The following is a 14,359-nucleotide window of genomic DNA, read 5'->3' as shown; positions in this document are numbered from 1 at the left end:
AGTTCACGATTGATGTTACTGTCATCTTTCAATATGATAGTAGTAAGCGCTTTGCAGACGAAAGGGATGTGCAAATGAAAATCAGTAACTTTTCCATAAAACGGCCTGTCTTTACGATTGTGACAATGTTTTTAGTCATCATCCTAGGGGCAGTTTCCTTTTTCAAAATTCCAGTGACACTCATTCCCGAGTTGAACCCACCGGTAGCAGTCGTTGTCACCAATTATCCGGGTGCCTCTTCCACGGAAGTGAGTGAGAAACTGACAAAACCCCTTGAGGCAAGCTTGTCGACTGCCCCCGGCTTGAAATCAATGCAGTCGTCGTCACAGGAAGGTGCAAACTTCATTCTGCTCATGTTTGACTGGGCTACAAAAATCGACGATGTGCAACTGGACATTATGCAACGAATCGACCAAGTGCCAGTACCTGAAGGCGCCAATGCCCCAAGGTTCATGAAATTTGACCCTGCACAATTTCCGGTCCTCCAGTTATCGCTTCGAACGAACTCAGAAGAAGCGGATATACGGGATATCGCCGAGCGTCTGGAAACGGAGCTGCGCAGGACGAAAGGGGTCGCCAGCGTAACCGTTACAGGTAAATTGGTGGAAGAGGTCCAAGTCATTCTGGATCAGAAAAAACTTGAGAATTTTGGACTTGTCCAATCAGACATAGTACAAGCAATCCAGGCGAACAATGTATCGATGCCAGGGGAGCCGATTGAAACGAATGGCGGAAAGCAACTGACGACAAGAATCATCAGTTCATTGACGACCATCACCGATATTAGAGAAGTCACGGTAGGCATTAATCCGATGACCGGAGGAAAGGTGAAAGTGAAAGACATTGCGGATGTTGCAATGTTAGAAGCGAAAGCAACTTCCGAAACGAGGGCGAATGATCAGCAGGCTGTCCTCATGTCGGTGCTGCAGGAATCAGGTGCAAATACGGCAACGGTGTCTACAGCTTTCAAGAATGCGTTGGATCGTTTGCTTGCCCAAGAGGAATACAAAGGTGTCGAGGCGGATGTTCTGTTCGACCAAGGTGATTATGTGAAACTTGCCGTCGGAAATATCGGCCAATCGCTTTTGCTTGGCGGACTATTTGCGATGATCGTTCTGTTTTTATTCCTTAGGGGAATTAAAAGCCCGATCATTATCGGCATTGCTATCCCTTATTCTGTCATCGTTACATTCGTACTCATGTTTTTCGCTGACTTCTCGCTCAACATTATGACGCTTGGCGCCTTGGCGCTTGGAATCGGGATGTTAGTAGATAATTCGATTGTTGTCATCGAAAATATCGAACGCCATATTGCGATGGGGAAAGACCGTACAGAAGCTGCAAGGGATGGTGCGAAGGAAATCAGCGGAGCGATTACAGCATCAACGTTGACAACGCTCGCCGTCTTTGTGCCCGTCATTTTCATCAGTGGCTTGATCGGGCAAATCTTCACGGAATTCGCGTTGACGATTTCATTTAGCCTGTTTGCGTCCCTTGTCGTCGCATTGACGGTCGTACCGATGTTGGCGAGTCGGATGCTTACTAAGCCCAAGAAGAATATCGAAGCGAGAAGGCGCCGTTCGAAGACGTTGAACAGGTTTGAACGATCTGTCAAATGGTCGCTTCGCCATCGCACCCTCGTTTTAATTATGACGCTCGCCCTGCTAGTAGTTAGCGGCTTCGGCTTATTCAAGGTCGGCACGGAATTCCTGCCACCAACGGATGAGGGGTTCTTCAGCATATCCATTAAGATGCCGAATGGAGCATCACTGTCATCTACAAATGATGTAGTGAGAAAGATTGAGACTAGGTTGAAAGAGGAAAAAGATATTGCTGTTTACGTCAGCCTTATCGGAGGGACGCAGCAAAGCATGGCGCAAGGAGGCTCTGAATCGGATCGAGCGGAAATGTACGTCAAACTCGCACCTCTAGAGGAGAGGAATCGTTCGGTATTCGAGTTTGTCGATGATGTTCAACCCGATGTGCTTGATCTCATAGGTGAAGATGCAAACGTCAGCTTTGAAATGCAGACGGCAGCTGGATCGAGTCCGAATACATTATCCTTTACGTTGAAAGATACGAATGAAGCGAGATTGAACGAAGCGGTAGCTAAGCTTGATGAAGAGCTGCGGAAAATGGATTCGGTACTGGAAATATCCAATAATCTTCAAGATACAGTCGAGGAAATCCATATTGAAGTAGACCGTGAAAAGGCATCCGACCTTGGATTGGCCCCTTATCAAATAGCTCAAACCGTAAACTCGATTACACGCGGTCAAGCTGCTTCACAATTTGTCGATAAAAAAGAAAATGTTGTCTCGGTCATCGTCCAATATGATGAAAAGTATCGGAATAGCATTGATAAATTGAAGCAAATCAAGTTGAGGGCTCCATCGGGAGCTTTCATCCCGCTGAAGGATGTCGCATCGATTTCCATTGCAGAGGGACCGGTTTCCATCCAACGGGTTGACCAAGCTCACTCCGTCTCCTTCAATGTAAAGTATGAGTCGTCATTGTCTTTAGGGGATATGACCGATAAAGTGAATGGAATTGTGAAAGAAATCGATCTGCCGGAAGAGACGGAAATGTCTTATGGGGGGGATCGGGAACTGTTCGAGAGTGCGATTGATGATATGCTAATGGCTATCGTTCTCGCCGTAGTTCTAGTCTATATCGTCATGGCTGCTCAATTCGAGTCATTCAAGTACCCATTCGTCATCATGTTCTCTGTGCCGCTGATGGTGATTGGGGTGGCGTTGGGATTATTCGCCACCAATACGCCAATCAGTGTGACTGCAGTCATCGGCATTCTCGTCCTCGTCGGTATAGTCGTCAACAACGGAATTGTTCTCGTCGACTATATCAACCAACGGAAAGAGGCTGGAATGTCTTCCTATGACGCCATCAACGCCTCGGTAAGGGACCGTGTACGGCCTATCCTGATGACCGCCTTAACGACAATCCTAGGGTTGTTGCCATTGGCGCTCGGCATCGGCGAAGGGACGGAAATGAACCAGCCGATGGGGATCGCTGTCATCGGAGGGTTGATCAGCTCTACATTCCTTACGCTGTATATTGTTCCAATCATCTATAGTTTGTTCGACCGGCAAACGCGAAAACGTGCGGTTGAGATTGAATAGATGTAAATATCCGGAGATGCATTTCTCCGGATTTTTTATTTATTCTTCGCGAATAAATTGTGTCCAGATATCTTTGATGGTATAATTTCTTAGTAAACACTCAACAACCAAATATTTCTTTTGACAGTTGTCAAAGGGGAGTAGCTATAGGGCAACCTATTTCATAGTCGTCAATACATGGCAAGTGCCATCGGTTATGATAGCAGATATTCAGTTAAAAATTTCTGACTTAGCGAGACCTTTGCCTTTTATTAGGTGAGGGTTTTTTTATTTGGAGAAATAAGGAGGAAATCAAATTGGAAGCAATTTTATTGGAATACGCATGGGTACTTGTTGTATTGATTGCACTTGAAGGGTTACTGGCAGCTGATAATGCTGTGGTAATGGCTGTCATGGTGAAGCATCTTCCGAAAGTGCAACAGAAAAAGGCATTGTTCTATGGCTTGCTTGGAGCATTTGTCTTCCGTTTTGCTGCATTGTTCATGATTACGTTTTTAGTGAACATTTGGCAAATACAGGCGCTCGGAGCTGCATATCTCTTATTCATAGCTATCAAAAGCTTAGTAGATAGAGGGAAAGATGACCATGATGATTCGAAAAAACAGCGTAAGCAATCCGGTTTTTGGATGACGGTTTTCAAGGTCGAGCTAGCAGATATTGCATTTGCCCTTGACTCGATGCTTGCTGCAGTCGCACTGGCGGTCACTTTGCCGGAGCTTGGTGATTTTCATGTTGGTGGAATTAACGGTGGCCAATTCGTCGTAATGCTTCTAGGTGGAATCATCGGCTTGGTTATTATCCGTTTTGCCGCTAGACAGTTCGTCGTGCTATTGGAGAAATTTCCTTCCCTTGAAACAGCCGCGTTCCTTATTGTCGGCTGGGTGGGAGTCAAATTGGTCGTAATGACATTGTCACATCCTAAGCTGCAAATTATTGATGAGGCATTCCCGCATTCGACAATCTGGAAATCGATTTTCTGGGGTGTACTTTTAGCAATTGCTGTTGGTGGTTATTTGACAGCGATGGCTAGAAATCGAAAAAAAGTATAATTGAAGCGGCCGGTACATGGTAGAATGTACCGGCCGAATATTTTTTGTAGCGGTTTTCTTTCCTTTTCAGCAGAAGTTCACTAAAATGAAAAGACGATTCCCTCTTTTTAGAAAGGTTCTGATGGCATGAAACTCACAAGGGAAAGTCTGCATAGATTCACACCCGCTCAAGTTATCGTCTTTTATTATTTCTTGGCGATCGGATTTTCCTTCCTGTTGTTGAATTTGCCAGGCGTTTATTTGCCAGGCGTTGAAGTCAGCTTCATAGATAGTTTATTCACTGCGGTAAGTGCTGTGAGTGTGACAGGCTTAACGCCGATTAGCATAGGAGGCACCTATTCCGTCTTCGGGTTATGCATGCTTATGCTCGTCCTGCAATTAGGTGGAATCGGCATCATGTCGATCGGTACATTTTTCTGGCTATTGGTCAAAAAGCGAATCGGCTTGCGTGAACGTCAACTCATCATGGCCGACCATAACCAATACTCCCTAGCCGGAGTCGTCGGACTCATTAATCAGATTGTCCGGATCATTTTTTTGATTGAGATTACAGGCGGCATCATTTTGACATTGTATATTAAGCGGTATTACGACACGTTCAGCGAAGCTTTGCTGAATGGGATGTTCATGTCGGTTTCAGCGACGACCAATGCCGGTTTTGATATTACTGGATCATCGTTGCATCCTTATTTCGGTGATTACTTCGTACAAACAGTCACGATGATTCTCATAATCCTCGGTGCAATCGGTTTTCCGGTACTCATAGAAGTGAAAAGCTTTTTCTCGAAGAAAGTGCCGAATTTCCGTTTTTCGCTCTTTACAAAAATTACAACCGTTACGTTCGGGCTATTGCTCGTATGGGGGGCGTTGCTCATTTATATTTTGGAGTCCTTCCACTCCTTTAAAGGGCTCGCATGGCATGAAAAGATATTTGCCTCATTGTTTCACTCTGTGTCTTCGCGTTCAGCAGGATTGACAACATATGACATTACACAATTCAGTGAAGCAACGGATATTTTCATTTCATCACTTATGTTCATAGGGGCTTCCCCCAGTTCGGTAGGTGGGGGAATCCGGACGACGACATTCGCCATCGCGCTTCTATTTCTGATCAATTTTGCACGCGGCAATAACGTCATTAACATTTTCCGACGGGAAATCAAACTTATAGACGTCTACCGTTCTTATGCAGTTATCCTGCTCGCCGCAATGATGGTTATGACGGCGTTGCTAATTTTGCTAATTACCGAAAAGGATATTCCTGTCGTCGCACTCCTCTTTGAAATCACTTCTGCATTTGGTACGTGCGGCATGTCGCTCGGAATTACATCCGACCTGTCGGTGATTGGTAAATTAATTATCATGGTCCTCATGTTCATTGGACGGGTAGGTCTCATTTCGTTCCTGTATACATTAGGTGGAAAGACGAATAAAAAACCGTACTCATATCCAAAAGAACGCGTCATCATCGGATGAAAATAGCATCTTTCCTCGCAGTATAGAAGAGGAAAGATGCTTTTTATGTTTAGAGAACTGTTTTCTCTGTTGTTTTCTCAATAAAATGAAATTGCGGATTTTGTCCTTTACAGAAAAACGTGACAAGATAGCCTTCTTCTTTCGCAGAACCTTCTTCATATGCCTCTGACGGCCGGATGGAGACAGGAGTGATGAATGTATGCTTCCGGATATTCCTTTCGGTAAGCCGTGTAGGCGTTGAAACAGTGCTCAGCAGGACTTTATCATTCAGCACCGATCGTTCGATTGCTGTCAGTGTTTCAGGCTCCATCTCTTCACGCCACCAAATGTGTCGTGGTTGGAAAGTATGATGCGCCAAATAATCGATTTTCATTAAACTAGTAACGATGCTCATGTCCACATGTCCATACTCAAGGAGGAACTCCTCCAATCTTGTGTACAAGTCCTGCAGCTGATGGCCAATCCTTGACCAGCCCTTCGTTTCCCAAAACGTACCGAATTGCTGGAAGAAGTCGAACGGCGTTTCAAACACTTCCGATACGAGATACTCAACCGTACGCGGCATGCGATTGTCATTCCAATACTTTTCAAGTACATCCTCGGTCTGTTTAATCCGTAAGATATCATCAAATGTCAGGACGTTATTGGATAAGATTTCATAGGGAGCTTCGTCGATATACGTATAACCGAATTGTTCCGCCTGGATACGCAAGCCAGTCCCTCTTAATAGCTTGAGGAAACCTAGTTGGAGTTCTTCAGGACGCATGGCAAATACATCGTTGAATGTATCTCTGAATGAATCATAATCCTCTTCCGGCAACCCGGCGATTAAATCGAGATGCTGCGCAATCTTTCCGCCATCTTTCACCATAGTGACAGTTCTGGACAGCTTTTCAAAGTTTTGTCTTCGTTGTACTAGTTCATTCGTCAAATCATTTGTCGACTGCACTCCGATTTCAAAGCGGAAGAGCCCGGCAGGAGCATTCTCGTTCAAGAAGTTGATGACTTCCGGTCGCATAATGTCGCCGGTTATTTCAAACTGGAAAACTGTGCCCGGCAAATGTTCATCAATAAGGAATTGAAACATTTCCATGGCATAGCTCCGGCTGATATTAAACGTTCGGTCTACGAATTTGATTGTCTTGGCGCCATTTTTCATCAAATATCGGATGTCGTTCTTCACTGAATCCCGATTGAAATAACGGACGCCGACTTCGATGGATGATAAACAGAATTGGCAAGAGAACGGGCAGCCCCTGCTCGTCTCAATATATGTCACCCGGTTGCCCAGATGAGGAATATCTTCAGGGAATCTGAAAGGGGAGGGCAGCTCTCGTAAGTCCAGTTTCGGTCCGGGAGCGGAAGATTTCAGCTTTCCGTCCTCTAAATAAGCGACTCCTGGCACTTCTTTGAGACTGATTTTCCCCGCATGGTAATCGAGCAGCTGTTTAAAACTCCTTTCACCTTCGCCAAGGACGATAAAATCGATTTCAGGGACCTCTTCCAACCATTTGTCGAAGTCATACGTCACTTCAGGCCCCCCGGCTACAATGACTAGCTCCGGATTTGTTTTTTTGAGAATCCGGATTACCTTGATCGACTCCTCAATATTCCATATGTACAAACTGAATCCGACAATAGTTGGTTTTTTTTGATAAATGTCTGATACAATATTTAAAACGGGATCTTTTATTGTATATTCCGCCAATATAGGTTCGTATTCCGGCATTGCGTATGATTTCAAATACCGGATAGCGAGATTTGTGTGAATATATTTTGCATTTAATGTTGTGAGAACTATGTTCATATGCTTGCTCCTTTGATATAATTCTAATTACCGATAGATTAGACACCTATTTTAGTCATTAACTACTATTTTATTACGATAGACAATATGAAATAATCAGAATTAAAGATACTTTACTTAACTGAAGTTCTAAAATATGCTTCTATTCGCATGAAATCTTGTCGTTTCACATACTGTTTGGTAATAGGCACAGGAGGTATCAAATGAGTGATTTCGATAGTACTTTAAAAAGCTTGTCATTCCTGTTGGATGACAGTTTTCGACCGAGCTTGGTTTTACATGTAAATGGGGATATTTACTATGAAAATGAGCCATTTAAAATGCACTTCGACATAACGGGCAAAAGGAATATCAGTGAAATCATAGATTCGACATCTCTGTGTGAATGGACAGGATTTTCAGAAAGGGCAAGTACATCCGAACAGATATTGATGGAAAAATTGTCTGTTACATTATGTTTCGATGAAATCGTACCGAGTGAATTGCAATTATTCTATATTCCTGACATGAAAAAAATCATTGCAAAGTTTGATTTCCAGGAACCTTGCAAAATTCCTTCTTTAAAAACGTATTTCAACGCGTTCAGACAATCATCCGATTTTTTGCTATTGGTCGATCAAGACGGAAAAATCCGTGATGTGAATGAAGTACACAGCGTGTTTATCAATCAAACACGTAAAGAGTTGGTTGGTCAAAGTATTGGCAACGTCCTTTCCATAATAGATCCTGAAAATGATGAGTCCGTTCATGATCTTCTTGAAAAGGTGAAAGTTCAAGGCTTTGTCGAGTCAATTAAAACGTACCAAAGGTCAGCAGAAGATACAAGATACTATCATATTACAACCTACTACGATAAAGAAACAAATATATTTATTTTCCAAATGTCAGATTCCACGGAAAAAGAGAATCTGCAGGTGCAGTTGGCCCATTCAGGATCATTATCCGCCGTCGGACAAATCGCTGCAAGCATTGCTCATGAAATAAGGAATCCGATCACTACTTTGAAAGGATTCACACAGTTGCTGAAAGTATCGGCTACAGACGATTCCATCCGCTATATTTCCGTAATCGAAGATGAAATAGAAAGAATGGAAACCATTCTTGGGGAGATGCTCGTCTTGTCAAAGCCGTCTGAAAAGAAGAAAGCCGTCTTCTCTTTGGAAGTATTGGTCGGAGATATGGTTTCAATACTGTTGCCTAAAGCGGTCATGGATGGAATCGAAGTTGCCCAGTCGGCGGAACTTAGCAGCAACCCACACATTTTCGGCGATCCGGATAAGATGAAGCAGGTTCTTTTAAATTTATTTAAAAATGCTCTGGAGTCGATGCAGGTCGGGGGGAAGCTTGCCGTTCACCTCTCGGAATCCGACGGAAAACTGATCCTCTCCATAACGGATACGGGAAAAGGGATGACTCGCCATCAAGTGAGCCAAGTGTTCATGCCTTTCTTCAGCTCTAAGCCGGGCGGAACAGGCTTAGGACTGCCTTTTGTTCTCAAAACAGTCGAAGATCACGGTGGGACGATTGCCGTCGATAGTCAAATCGATGTAGGTACAAAATTCATATTGACCTTCCCTAAGGCAAAAGAAGGTGCTTCGTATCCTTTGAACAGCAAGCAGTCCATCGTCTCTTGAATCGATTCGTTTTGACACAATCGTCTATTTGTCGATATAATAGTGTCGAGACGCTGACAGGAAAACAAAAGGTGGATCCGAACTATGTCAAATGATACAGAACGTGCATTGAAATTATTCATCGTCCTTTCCAGGGCAAGCAAGGTTGTCTTGGAAGAGGCGAATAAACTGATAGAAACCTATAAGCTGAATCCAACAGAGTTTGCCGTCCTGGAACTTTTATACCACAAAGGAAGGCAGCCCATTCAAAAGATCGGACAGAAAATCCTGCTTAGCAGTGGATCCATGACGTATGTCGTAGATAAGCTTGAAAAGAAAGGGCTTATTGAACGTGTGTATTGCACCGAAGACAAACGGATTACGTATATGTCCATTACAGCTGCAGGCAAGGAATTGATCGAAGAGATTTTTCCGTCCCATGAAGAGAAGATCAATGAATTGATGTCCGCACTTTCGAAAACGGAGCAGGACACCGCAATCGAACTCCTGAGAAAACTAGGCTTATCCATTAAGAACCTTTCATGATTTCATGCATAGAATACGCCGAACAGGCATAACCTGTTCGGCGTTTGTCATTCTACTATCAAATTATTGTATTGTCTGTCCCATATTCAAGAAATCAGTTTTGTATTCTTCATCTGGATTATCGAATAGAGTAAGTCTCACGACCATATCATCCTTTTCAAAAACGACTCCCGTGACAGGTCCCGTTTCTGTATCCACTTTGAATGCTTTTGCATTCTTGATGCCCTTATCCTCTACATCCGTATAAACGTCCGTCAATTCTTCAGGCTCTGCTCCATTGCTCGCGGCTTTCAATACCTCTTGCATATTTTCCGTGAAGTAATCATATGCTCCCTCTTCGGCAGGTTGAGTTTCAATGCGCATAAAAGCTTCTGGATTCTCATCTGCAAACAAGCTATCCCGTCCAGGTTCTTCACTAGTTAACGTATAGCCGGGCAATACTTCCATGGCATATGATTGGGCATCGCTTTCAGTAAGCACAGCATCGGCCATATTAGCAGCGGATTCCCCAGCACTATTATTTGTGGAACCAGATCCGGCATCGGTTGACGTTCCATCTGTCGAGCTGCCGTTTGTCTCATCTACCACTTGTCCCGGTTCATCCGTTTGGGCTTCATTTTGATCCGCATTATCAGTGCCGCAAGCTGTAAGGAGAATCGCGGCTGCAAATCCTGTGCATACTATTTTCCAATTGAATTTCATTGAAGATCACTCCTATTCATTTATTGGACGTCGTACAACGTAAAATGTTTCATTCATCACTGCCGTGGATGATTGTATAGCGTTTATGATTAACAACAGTTTTTTCCTCCATTTGCAGTTCATCGAAATTTTCCATATATGTCAAATCGACGATTACGGAGTTCTCATTCACTTTCTCCACAATTCCTTGCAAGCCATCTTTAAACTCTATAATATTTCCCACTTCTGCGATTTTCATAATCAAACAGCTCCTTAAACAGATTATCTTTTATAGTTTGCCTTAAAAAGTCCGTGACGTAAAGTATTTCATTCAAAAAATGTGTTTTCATTTATTGTGCAGAAACTATGGGTAGTAGAACTTCGTGTTAATTGAAGTTTCATTCTATTGTAAAATATCGCAAATTGAGTTACCTGTTTTCTGTAAAATCGTGTATAATTGGTAGTTAGGTATATCTACACTCGGGAGGTATTGCGCATGAAACATTTATTGGAAGCTCAAATTGAGACGACGCGCAAGGAATTGATTACTGTAGCGGGCAAAGAAGGCTTATCTTCAATAGAAACATTACTGATTAGCGAAATGCTCGATAGGTTGATCAATGAGTATAATTCCCTGGAAGAGATGCCTGGACTAATAGAATGGATAGAACAATAGAAAGGGTGGGATATTAATGGTAACAATTAAGGACTTCCGAAATGAACTGAACCAAGCGGTAATTGGCAGAGAGAAAGAATTTGATCTAATGCTTATCGCACTTTTGCAACAGGGACATGTTTTGCTTGAGAGTGTTCCGGGTTCTGGAAAAACAATGATGGCCAAAAGCTTTGCTAACGCTTTTAAAGGGGATTTTAAGCGTGTGCAATTTACTCCGGATGTATTGCCATCGGATGTGACTGGCATCCGCTATTTTAATCCCCAGTCGCAGGAATTTATCCTGAAGGCCGGCCCGGTCTCGACAAACATATTATTGGCGGATGAAATAAATAGGGCGACCCCCCGGACACAATCAAGCCTTTTAGAGTCGATGGAAGAAAGGCAAGTGACAATTGACGGTGAAACGCTTTCCTTGCCGACGCCGTTCATGGTCATTGCGACACAGAATCCAATTGAATCGCAGCAAGGGACATTTCCTTTGCCGGCGGCCCAACTGGATCGATTTTTATTCAAGTTGAACATCGATTATCCATCGTTTGAAGAGGAGCACGATATACTGCGGCAATACGGCAAGAACCCTGGACAGATCAGGACGAATGCTATCATCGATGCGGGGACGGTCAGAACATGGTCTGCTGATGCCGCAGAAGTGACAGTCCATACAGATGTCGAAAAGTATATATTGAAAATCGTACGTGCAACGAGAGAGCATCCTTTCCTGGAGCTTGGCTTAAGTTCCCGTGCGGCTCTTGCAATTCTTCAGGCTGCCAGGACGAAAGCATATATAGAAGGCAGGGATTACGTCACTCCGGATGATGTCAAATACATCCTTCCACCAGCCGCATTACACCGGATGGAACTTTCGACGGAAGGGGTATTGACAAAGACGATCGAAGAAGTGCTTCAAGAAATCATGAATTCCATTACAGCACCACTTGAGGCGACAGTCTAATGAAGTGGATACGCTATGAACATGGGTTCAGATCGATTCACCAAGGGATGGCGATCACTGGAGTTTTCTTCATTTTTGCCTTCATTTATTTGCAAATTTGGCTTGCCGCATGTTTTGCAGCAGTATTTGCAATGCTCGCCTTCCAGAATATTTATTTTTCGAAGGTTGGACAGCACCTCTCAGTTACATTTAGAGCAAAGCAGAAACGGATTCTGATTGGCGAAAGGGAAGAGCTCGTCTTAGAGTTCGAAAATGGAACAGTACCAATTTGGAATGGGACGTTGACTATTTCCTTGGAAGACGCGGTTGCGCCAAGTTCGGATAACAAGAGACACTACAGCGGAATATATGATTTAACAGTCCCTTTTGCAATAGGCGGGAATAAAAAAGTGGAAATCCGTATCCCCCTGGAAGGAAAAAAGAGGGGCTTGTCTAGAGTGACAAGGGTTATGTTGGAAATCCCGCATTTATTCGGAGACGGATTTGTCCATATGGAACTAAATGAACCGATATATTATCAAAGTTTAGTGTACCCTAGGGTGACATCGCTTGGCAGGGAATTAAAATCATCACCTTATAAACCGGGCGAAACCGAACAGAAGCAATCACTATTCCAGGATGAATTCCAACCGATCGGCACAAGGGATTACATTCCGACAGATCGTTTTGATCAGATCCATTGGACAGCAAGTGCCCGGATGCAGAAGCTGCAAACAAAGGAATTTCTGCCTGTCAGCTCGCAAAGTGTCGTTTTAATGATGAACGCGATTGAAAAGGAAAGAGGCTTTTTGGACTTTGAAAAAAAGGTGGAGCGCCTCGTTTCGTATGCGGATTACTGCATGAAGAATGATATTCCTTATTCAGTAGCGATTAATATTCGAAGTTTTGGAGCAAAACCTTATTTGCTGCTGCCAAGTGGATCGGGTAAAGTTCAATTCCAAAAAGTGATGGTCATGCTTGCGAAAATATCGGATAAACATGCAAAACTGCCTTTCGAAGAAATGCTTCGGCATATGGAAAGTCATGGGCAGCTTCCGCAGACCGTCGTTTTGATCACTCATGAAAATGACCGTGTCAAAGCTCTTGCAAAACAATGGATTAAACGCTATGAAGTCATCTTGGACAATTCTCATGAAAGGAATGAAAGGATTTGGGACAATCAACATATGAAAAAGACCGGAACCGATTCAACTTATCTGAACGCCTAATTGTCGAAATGTTCCTCCTATCCTATCTATTCATTTTCTTTTTAGGGGAAACCGGTTCCATCATGCCTTATGTATGGCTGTTCATATCAATCATCGGAGGAATCATTTCCTTTTTCCTGTTTTATAATCGGGACTATTCGCTTGGATACGGCGCAGGTTTGGCACTGGTTGTTACGGCCCCGATTCTTCTTTTCAATGCGCCGCTGATGAATATGCTAATTTTCTTTGTTTATGTATTGTGGAGAATCCAAGCGAATTTCAATGGATCCAGAATTCAAGGGTGGCCATTTTTAACTGTAAACACACTTGTTTTTGTCTTTCTGTTTTTCCTGGCACGATTGCTTTTCGCCTATTATAGTCCTGAAGTTCTAATGAGACAACAGATTATCCTGTTCCTCGTTACCTCCTTCCTTTATTTTTTCATACGGATGATTTCAGTTACCGTTAACAGCAGGCAATTAGGCAATTTCAAGGTGAGGGAAGCGGGCAGGGTTTTCGGTTATATTATCGCATTGGGGTCACTTGTATATGTTGTCGTCTTATTTGCTTTAGACCCTGTGAGAAGAGGTATGATTAGTGTAGCAGGCTTTCTCTTCGGAGGAGTGCTGACCCTTTTCGGAAAATCGATGGAGCCTATCATTGAGTATTTCAAATCAGGCGGAGAAAAGTTCATCGAAGAAAATTTGGTGGAACCCGAGAGCGGATTCATTGACTTTGAATTGCAGGGGGAATTGGAGACTTATGGTGCCTCATCTTCCATATTCGAATACACTTCATTGGCAGTAGCATTTCTCATTCTCATTATTATCGCTATTCTTCTCATGAAGCGAAAAGGGAAGAAACGTGATGTGGAAAAACTTGAAAATTACTCCTTCTCCTTTAAAGGTAGAAAAGTAAAACCTGAAGAGCAACGTCAGTTGTTGTATGACTACTCATCTGCACGGGATGAAGTGCGGGAGTCCTTCCTCCAATTCGAGAAAGAAGCGCAAAAAAACAATTTCAGCCGCATGCATGGGGAAACAGTGAAAGAGTGGTTCTCAAGGATGGGTTGGAAGCAGAATGATTTGATTTTATCGATTTATAATGATGTCCGTTACGGTTCACGCACCCCTTCGGAAACGGAGCATTCAACATTCATCCAAGAGATTGAACACATTAAAAAAACTTTTTTTGAAAAAGATGTTTAAGAAGTTTTGAAACGGGGGACATTA

12 protein-coding genes are annotated in these 14,359 nt (G+C 43.2%); 9 read left to right on the top strand and 3 right to left on the bottom strand.

From position 1 onward, the window contains the following. The first annotated feature begins 74 nt into the window (after positions 1-74). The 3 genes from M3191_RS06095 (at position 75) to M3191_RS06085 (ending at position 5,665) form a co-directional block, all read left to right on the top strand. Complete coding sequence (locus tag M3191_RS06095; protein ID WP_251699008.1) at positions 75-3,140, top strand: efflux RND transporter permease subunit; 3,066 nt, start codon at positions 75-77, stop codon at positions 3,138-3,140. Positions 3,141-3,436: 296 nt separating this feature from the next. Beyond that, positions 3,437-4,189, top strand: a complete 753-nt coding sequence (locus M3191_RS06090; protein WP_251699006.1) for a TerC family protein — start codon at positions 3,437-3,439, stop codon at positions 4,187-4,189. Positions 4,190-4,315: 126 nt separating this feature from the next. Beyond that, positions 4,316-5,665, top strand: coding sequence for a TrkH family potassium uptake protein (locus M3191_RS06085; protein ID WP_251699004.1), 1,350 nt, complete (start codon positions 4,316-4,318; stop codon positions 5,663-5,665). Positions 5,666-5,714: 49 nt separating this feature from the next. Here the strand turns inward: M3191_RS06085 and M3191_RS06080 are convergent, their stop codons facing one another. Beyond that, entirely contained in the window at positions 5,715-7,472 is a 1,758-nt protein-coding gene (locus M3191_RS06080; RefSeq protein ID WP_251699002.1) for a B12-binding domain-containing radical SAM protein, read from the bottom strand. Between the two features lie 203 nt (positions 7,473-7,675). Here M3191_RS06080 and M3191_RS06075 point away from each other — a divergent pair, with 203 nt between their 5' ends. Next, the gene (locus tag M3191_RS06075; RefSeq protein ID WP_251698999.1) at positions 7,676-9,106 is read left to right on the top strand and encodes an ATP-binding protein; all 1,431 of its coding nucleotides are present in this window, start codon (positions 7,676-7,678) and stop codon (positions 9,104-9,106) included. An 84-nt stretch (positions 9,107-9,190) separates the two neighbouring features. Continuing rightward, positions 9,191-9,631: a MarR family winged helix-turn-helix transcriptional regulator gene (locus M3191_RS06070; protein WP_251698997.1), complete on the top strand. Its 441-nt coding sequence runs from the start codon at positions 9,191-9,193 to the stop codon at positions 9,629-9,631. A 63-nt stretch (positions 9,632-9,694) separates the two neighbouring features. Here M3191_RS06070 and M3191_RS06065 read toward each other — a convergent pair whose 3' ends face one another. Further along, positions 9,695-10,333 (bottom strand): hypothetical protein, encoded by a 639-nt coding sequence (locus tag M3191_RS06065; protein ID WP_251698995.1) that lies wholly within the window; start codon positions 10,331-10,333, stop codon positions 9,695-9,697. Between the two features lie 49 nt (positions 10,334-10,382). Beyond that, positions 10,383-10,571 (bottom strand): YkvS family protein, encoded by a 189-nt coding sequence (locus M3191_RS06060; RefSeq protein WP_251623739.1) that lies wholly within the window; start codon positions 10,569-10,571, stop codon positions 10,383-10,385. Between the two features lie 237 nt (positions 10,572-10,808). Between M3191_RS06060 and M3191_RS06055 the strand changes: the two genes are divergently transcribed. Genes M3191_RS06055 through M3191_RS06040 form a run of 4 tightly spaced genes read left to right on the top strand, consistent with a single transcriptional unit; the run spans position 10,809 to position 14,335 of the window. Then, the gene (locus tag M3191_RS06055) at positions 10,809-10,988 is read left to right on the top strand and encodes an aspartyl-phosphate phosphatase Spo0E family protein (protein WP_251698993.1); all 180 of its coding nucleotides are present in this window, start codon (positions 10,809-10,811) and stop codon (positions 10,986-10,988) included. A 16-nt stretch (positions 10,989-11,004) separates the two neighbouring features. Further along, on the top strand, positions 11,005-11,940 hold the full coding sequence (locus tag M3191_RS06050; RefSeq protein ID WP_251698991.1) for an AAA family ATPase: 936 nt from the start codon (positions 11,005-11,007) through the stop codon (positions 11,938-11,940). After that, the gene (locus M3191_RS06045) at positions 11,940-13,148 is read left to right on the top strand and encodes a DUF58 domain-containing protein (protein ID WP_251698990.1); all 1,209 of its coding nucleotides are present in this window, start codon (positions 11,940-11,942) and stop codon (positions 13,146-13,148) included. The genes M3191_RS06050 and M3191_RS06045 overlap by 1 nt, the downstream gene beginning before the upstream one ends. After that, on the top strand, positions 13,091-14,335 hold the full coding sequence (locus tag M3191_RS06040) for a hypothetical protein (RefSeq protein WP_251698988.1): 1,245 nt from the start codon (positions 13,091-13,093) through the stop codon (positions 14,333-14,335). The genes M3191_RS06045 and M3191_RS06040 overlap by 58 nt, the downstream gene beginning before the upstream one ends. The last annotated feature ends 24 nt before the right edge of the window (positions 14,336-14,359 follow it).

The sequence above is a fragment of the Sporosarcina luteola genome (assembly GCF_023715535.1).
Lineage (GTDB): Bacteria > Bacillota > Bacilli > Bacillales_A > Planococcaceae > Sporosarcina > Sporosarcina luteola_B.
The sequence above is the reverse complement of the archived record's forward strand: the minus strand, read 5'-3'. Positions and strand labels throughout refer to the sequence as shown.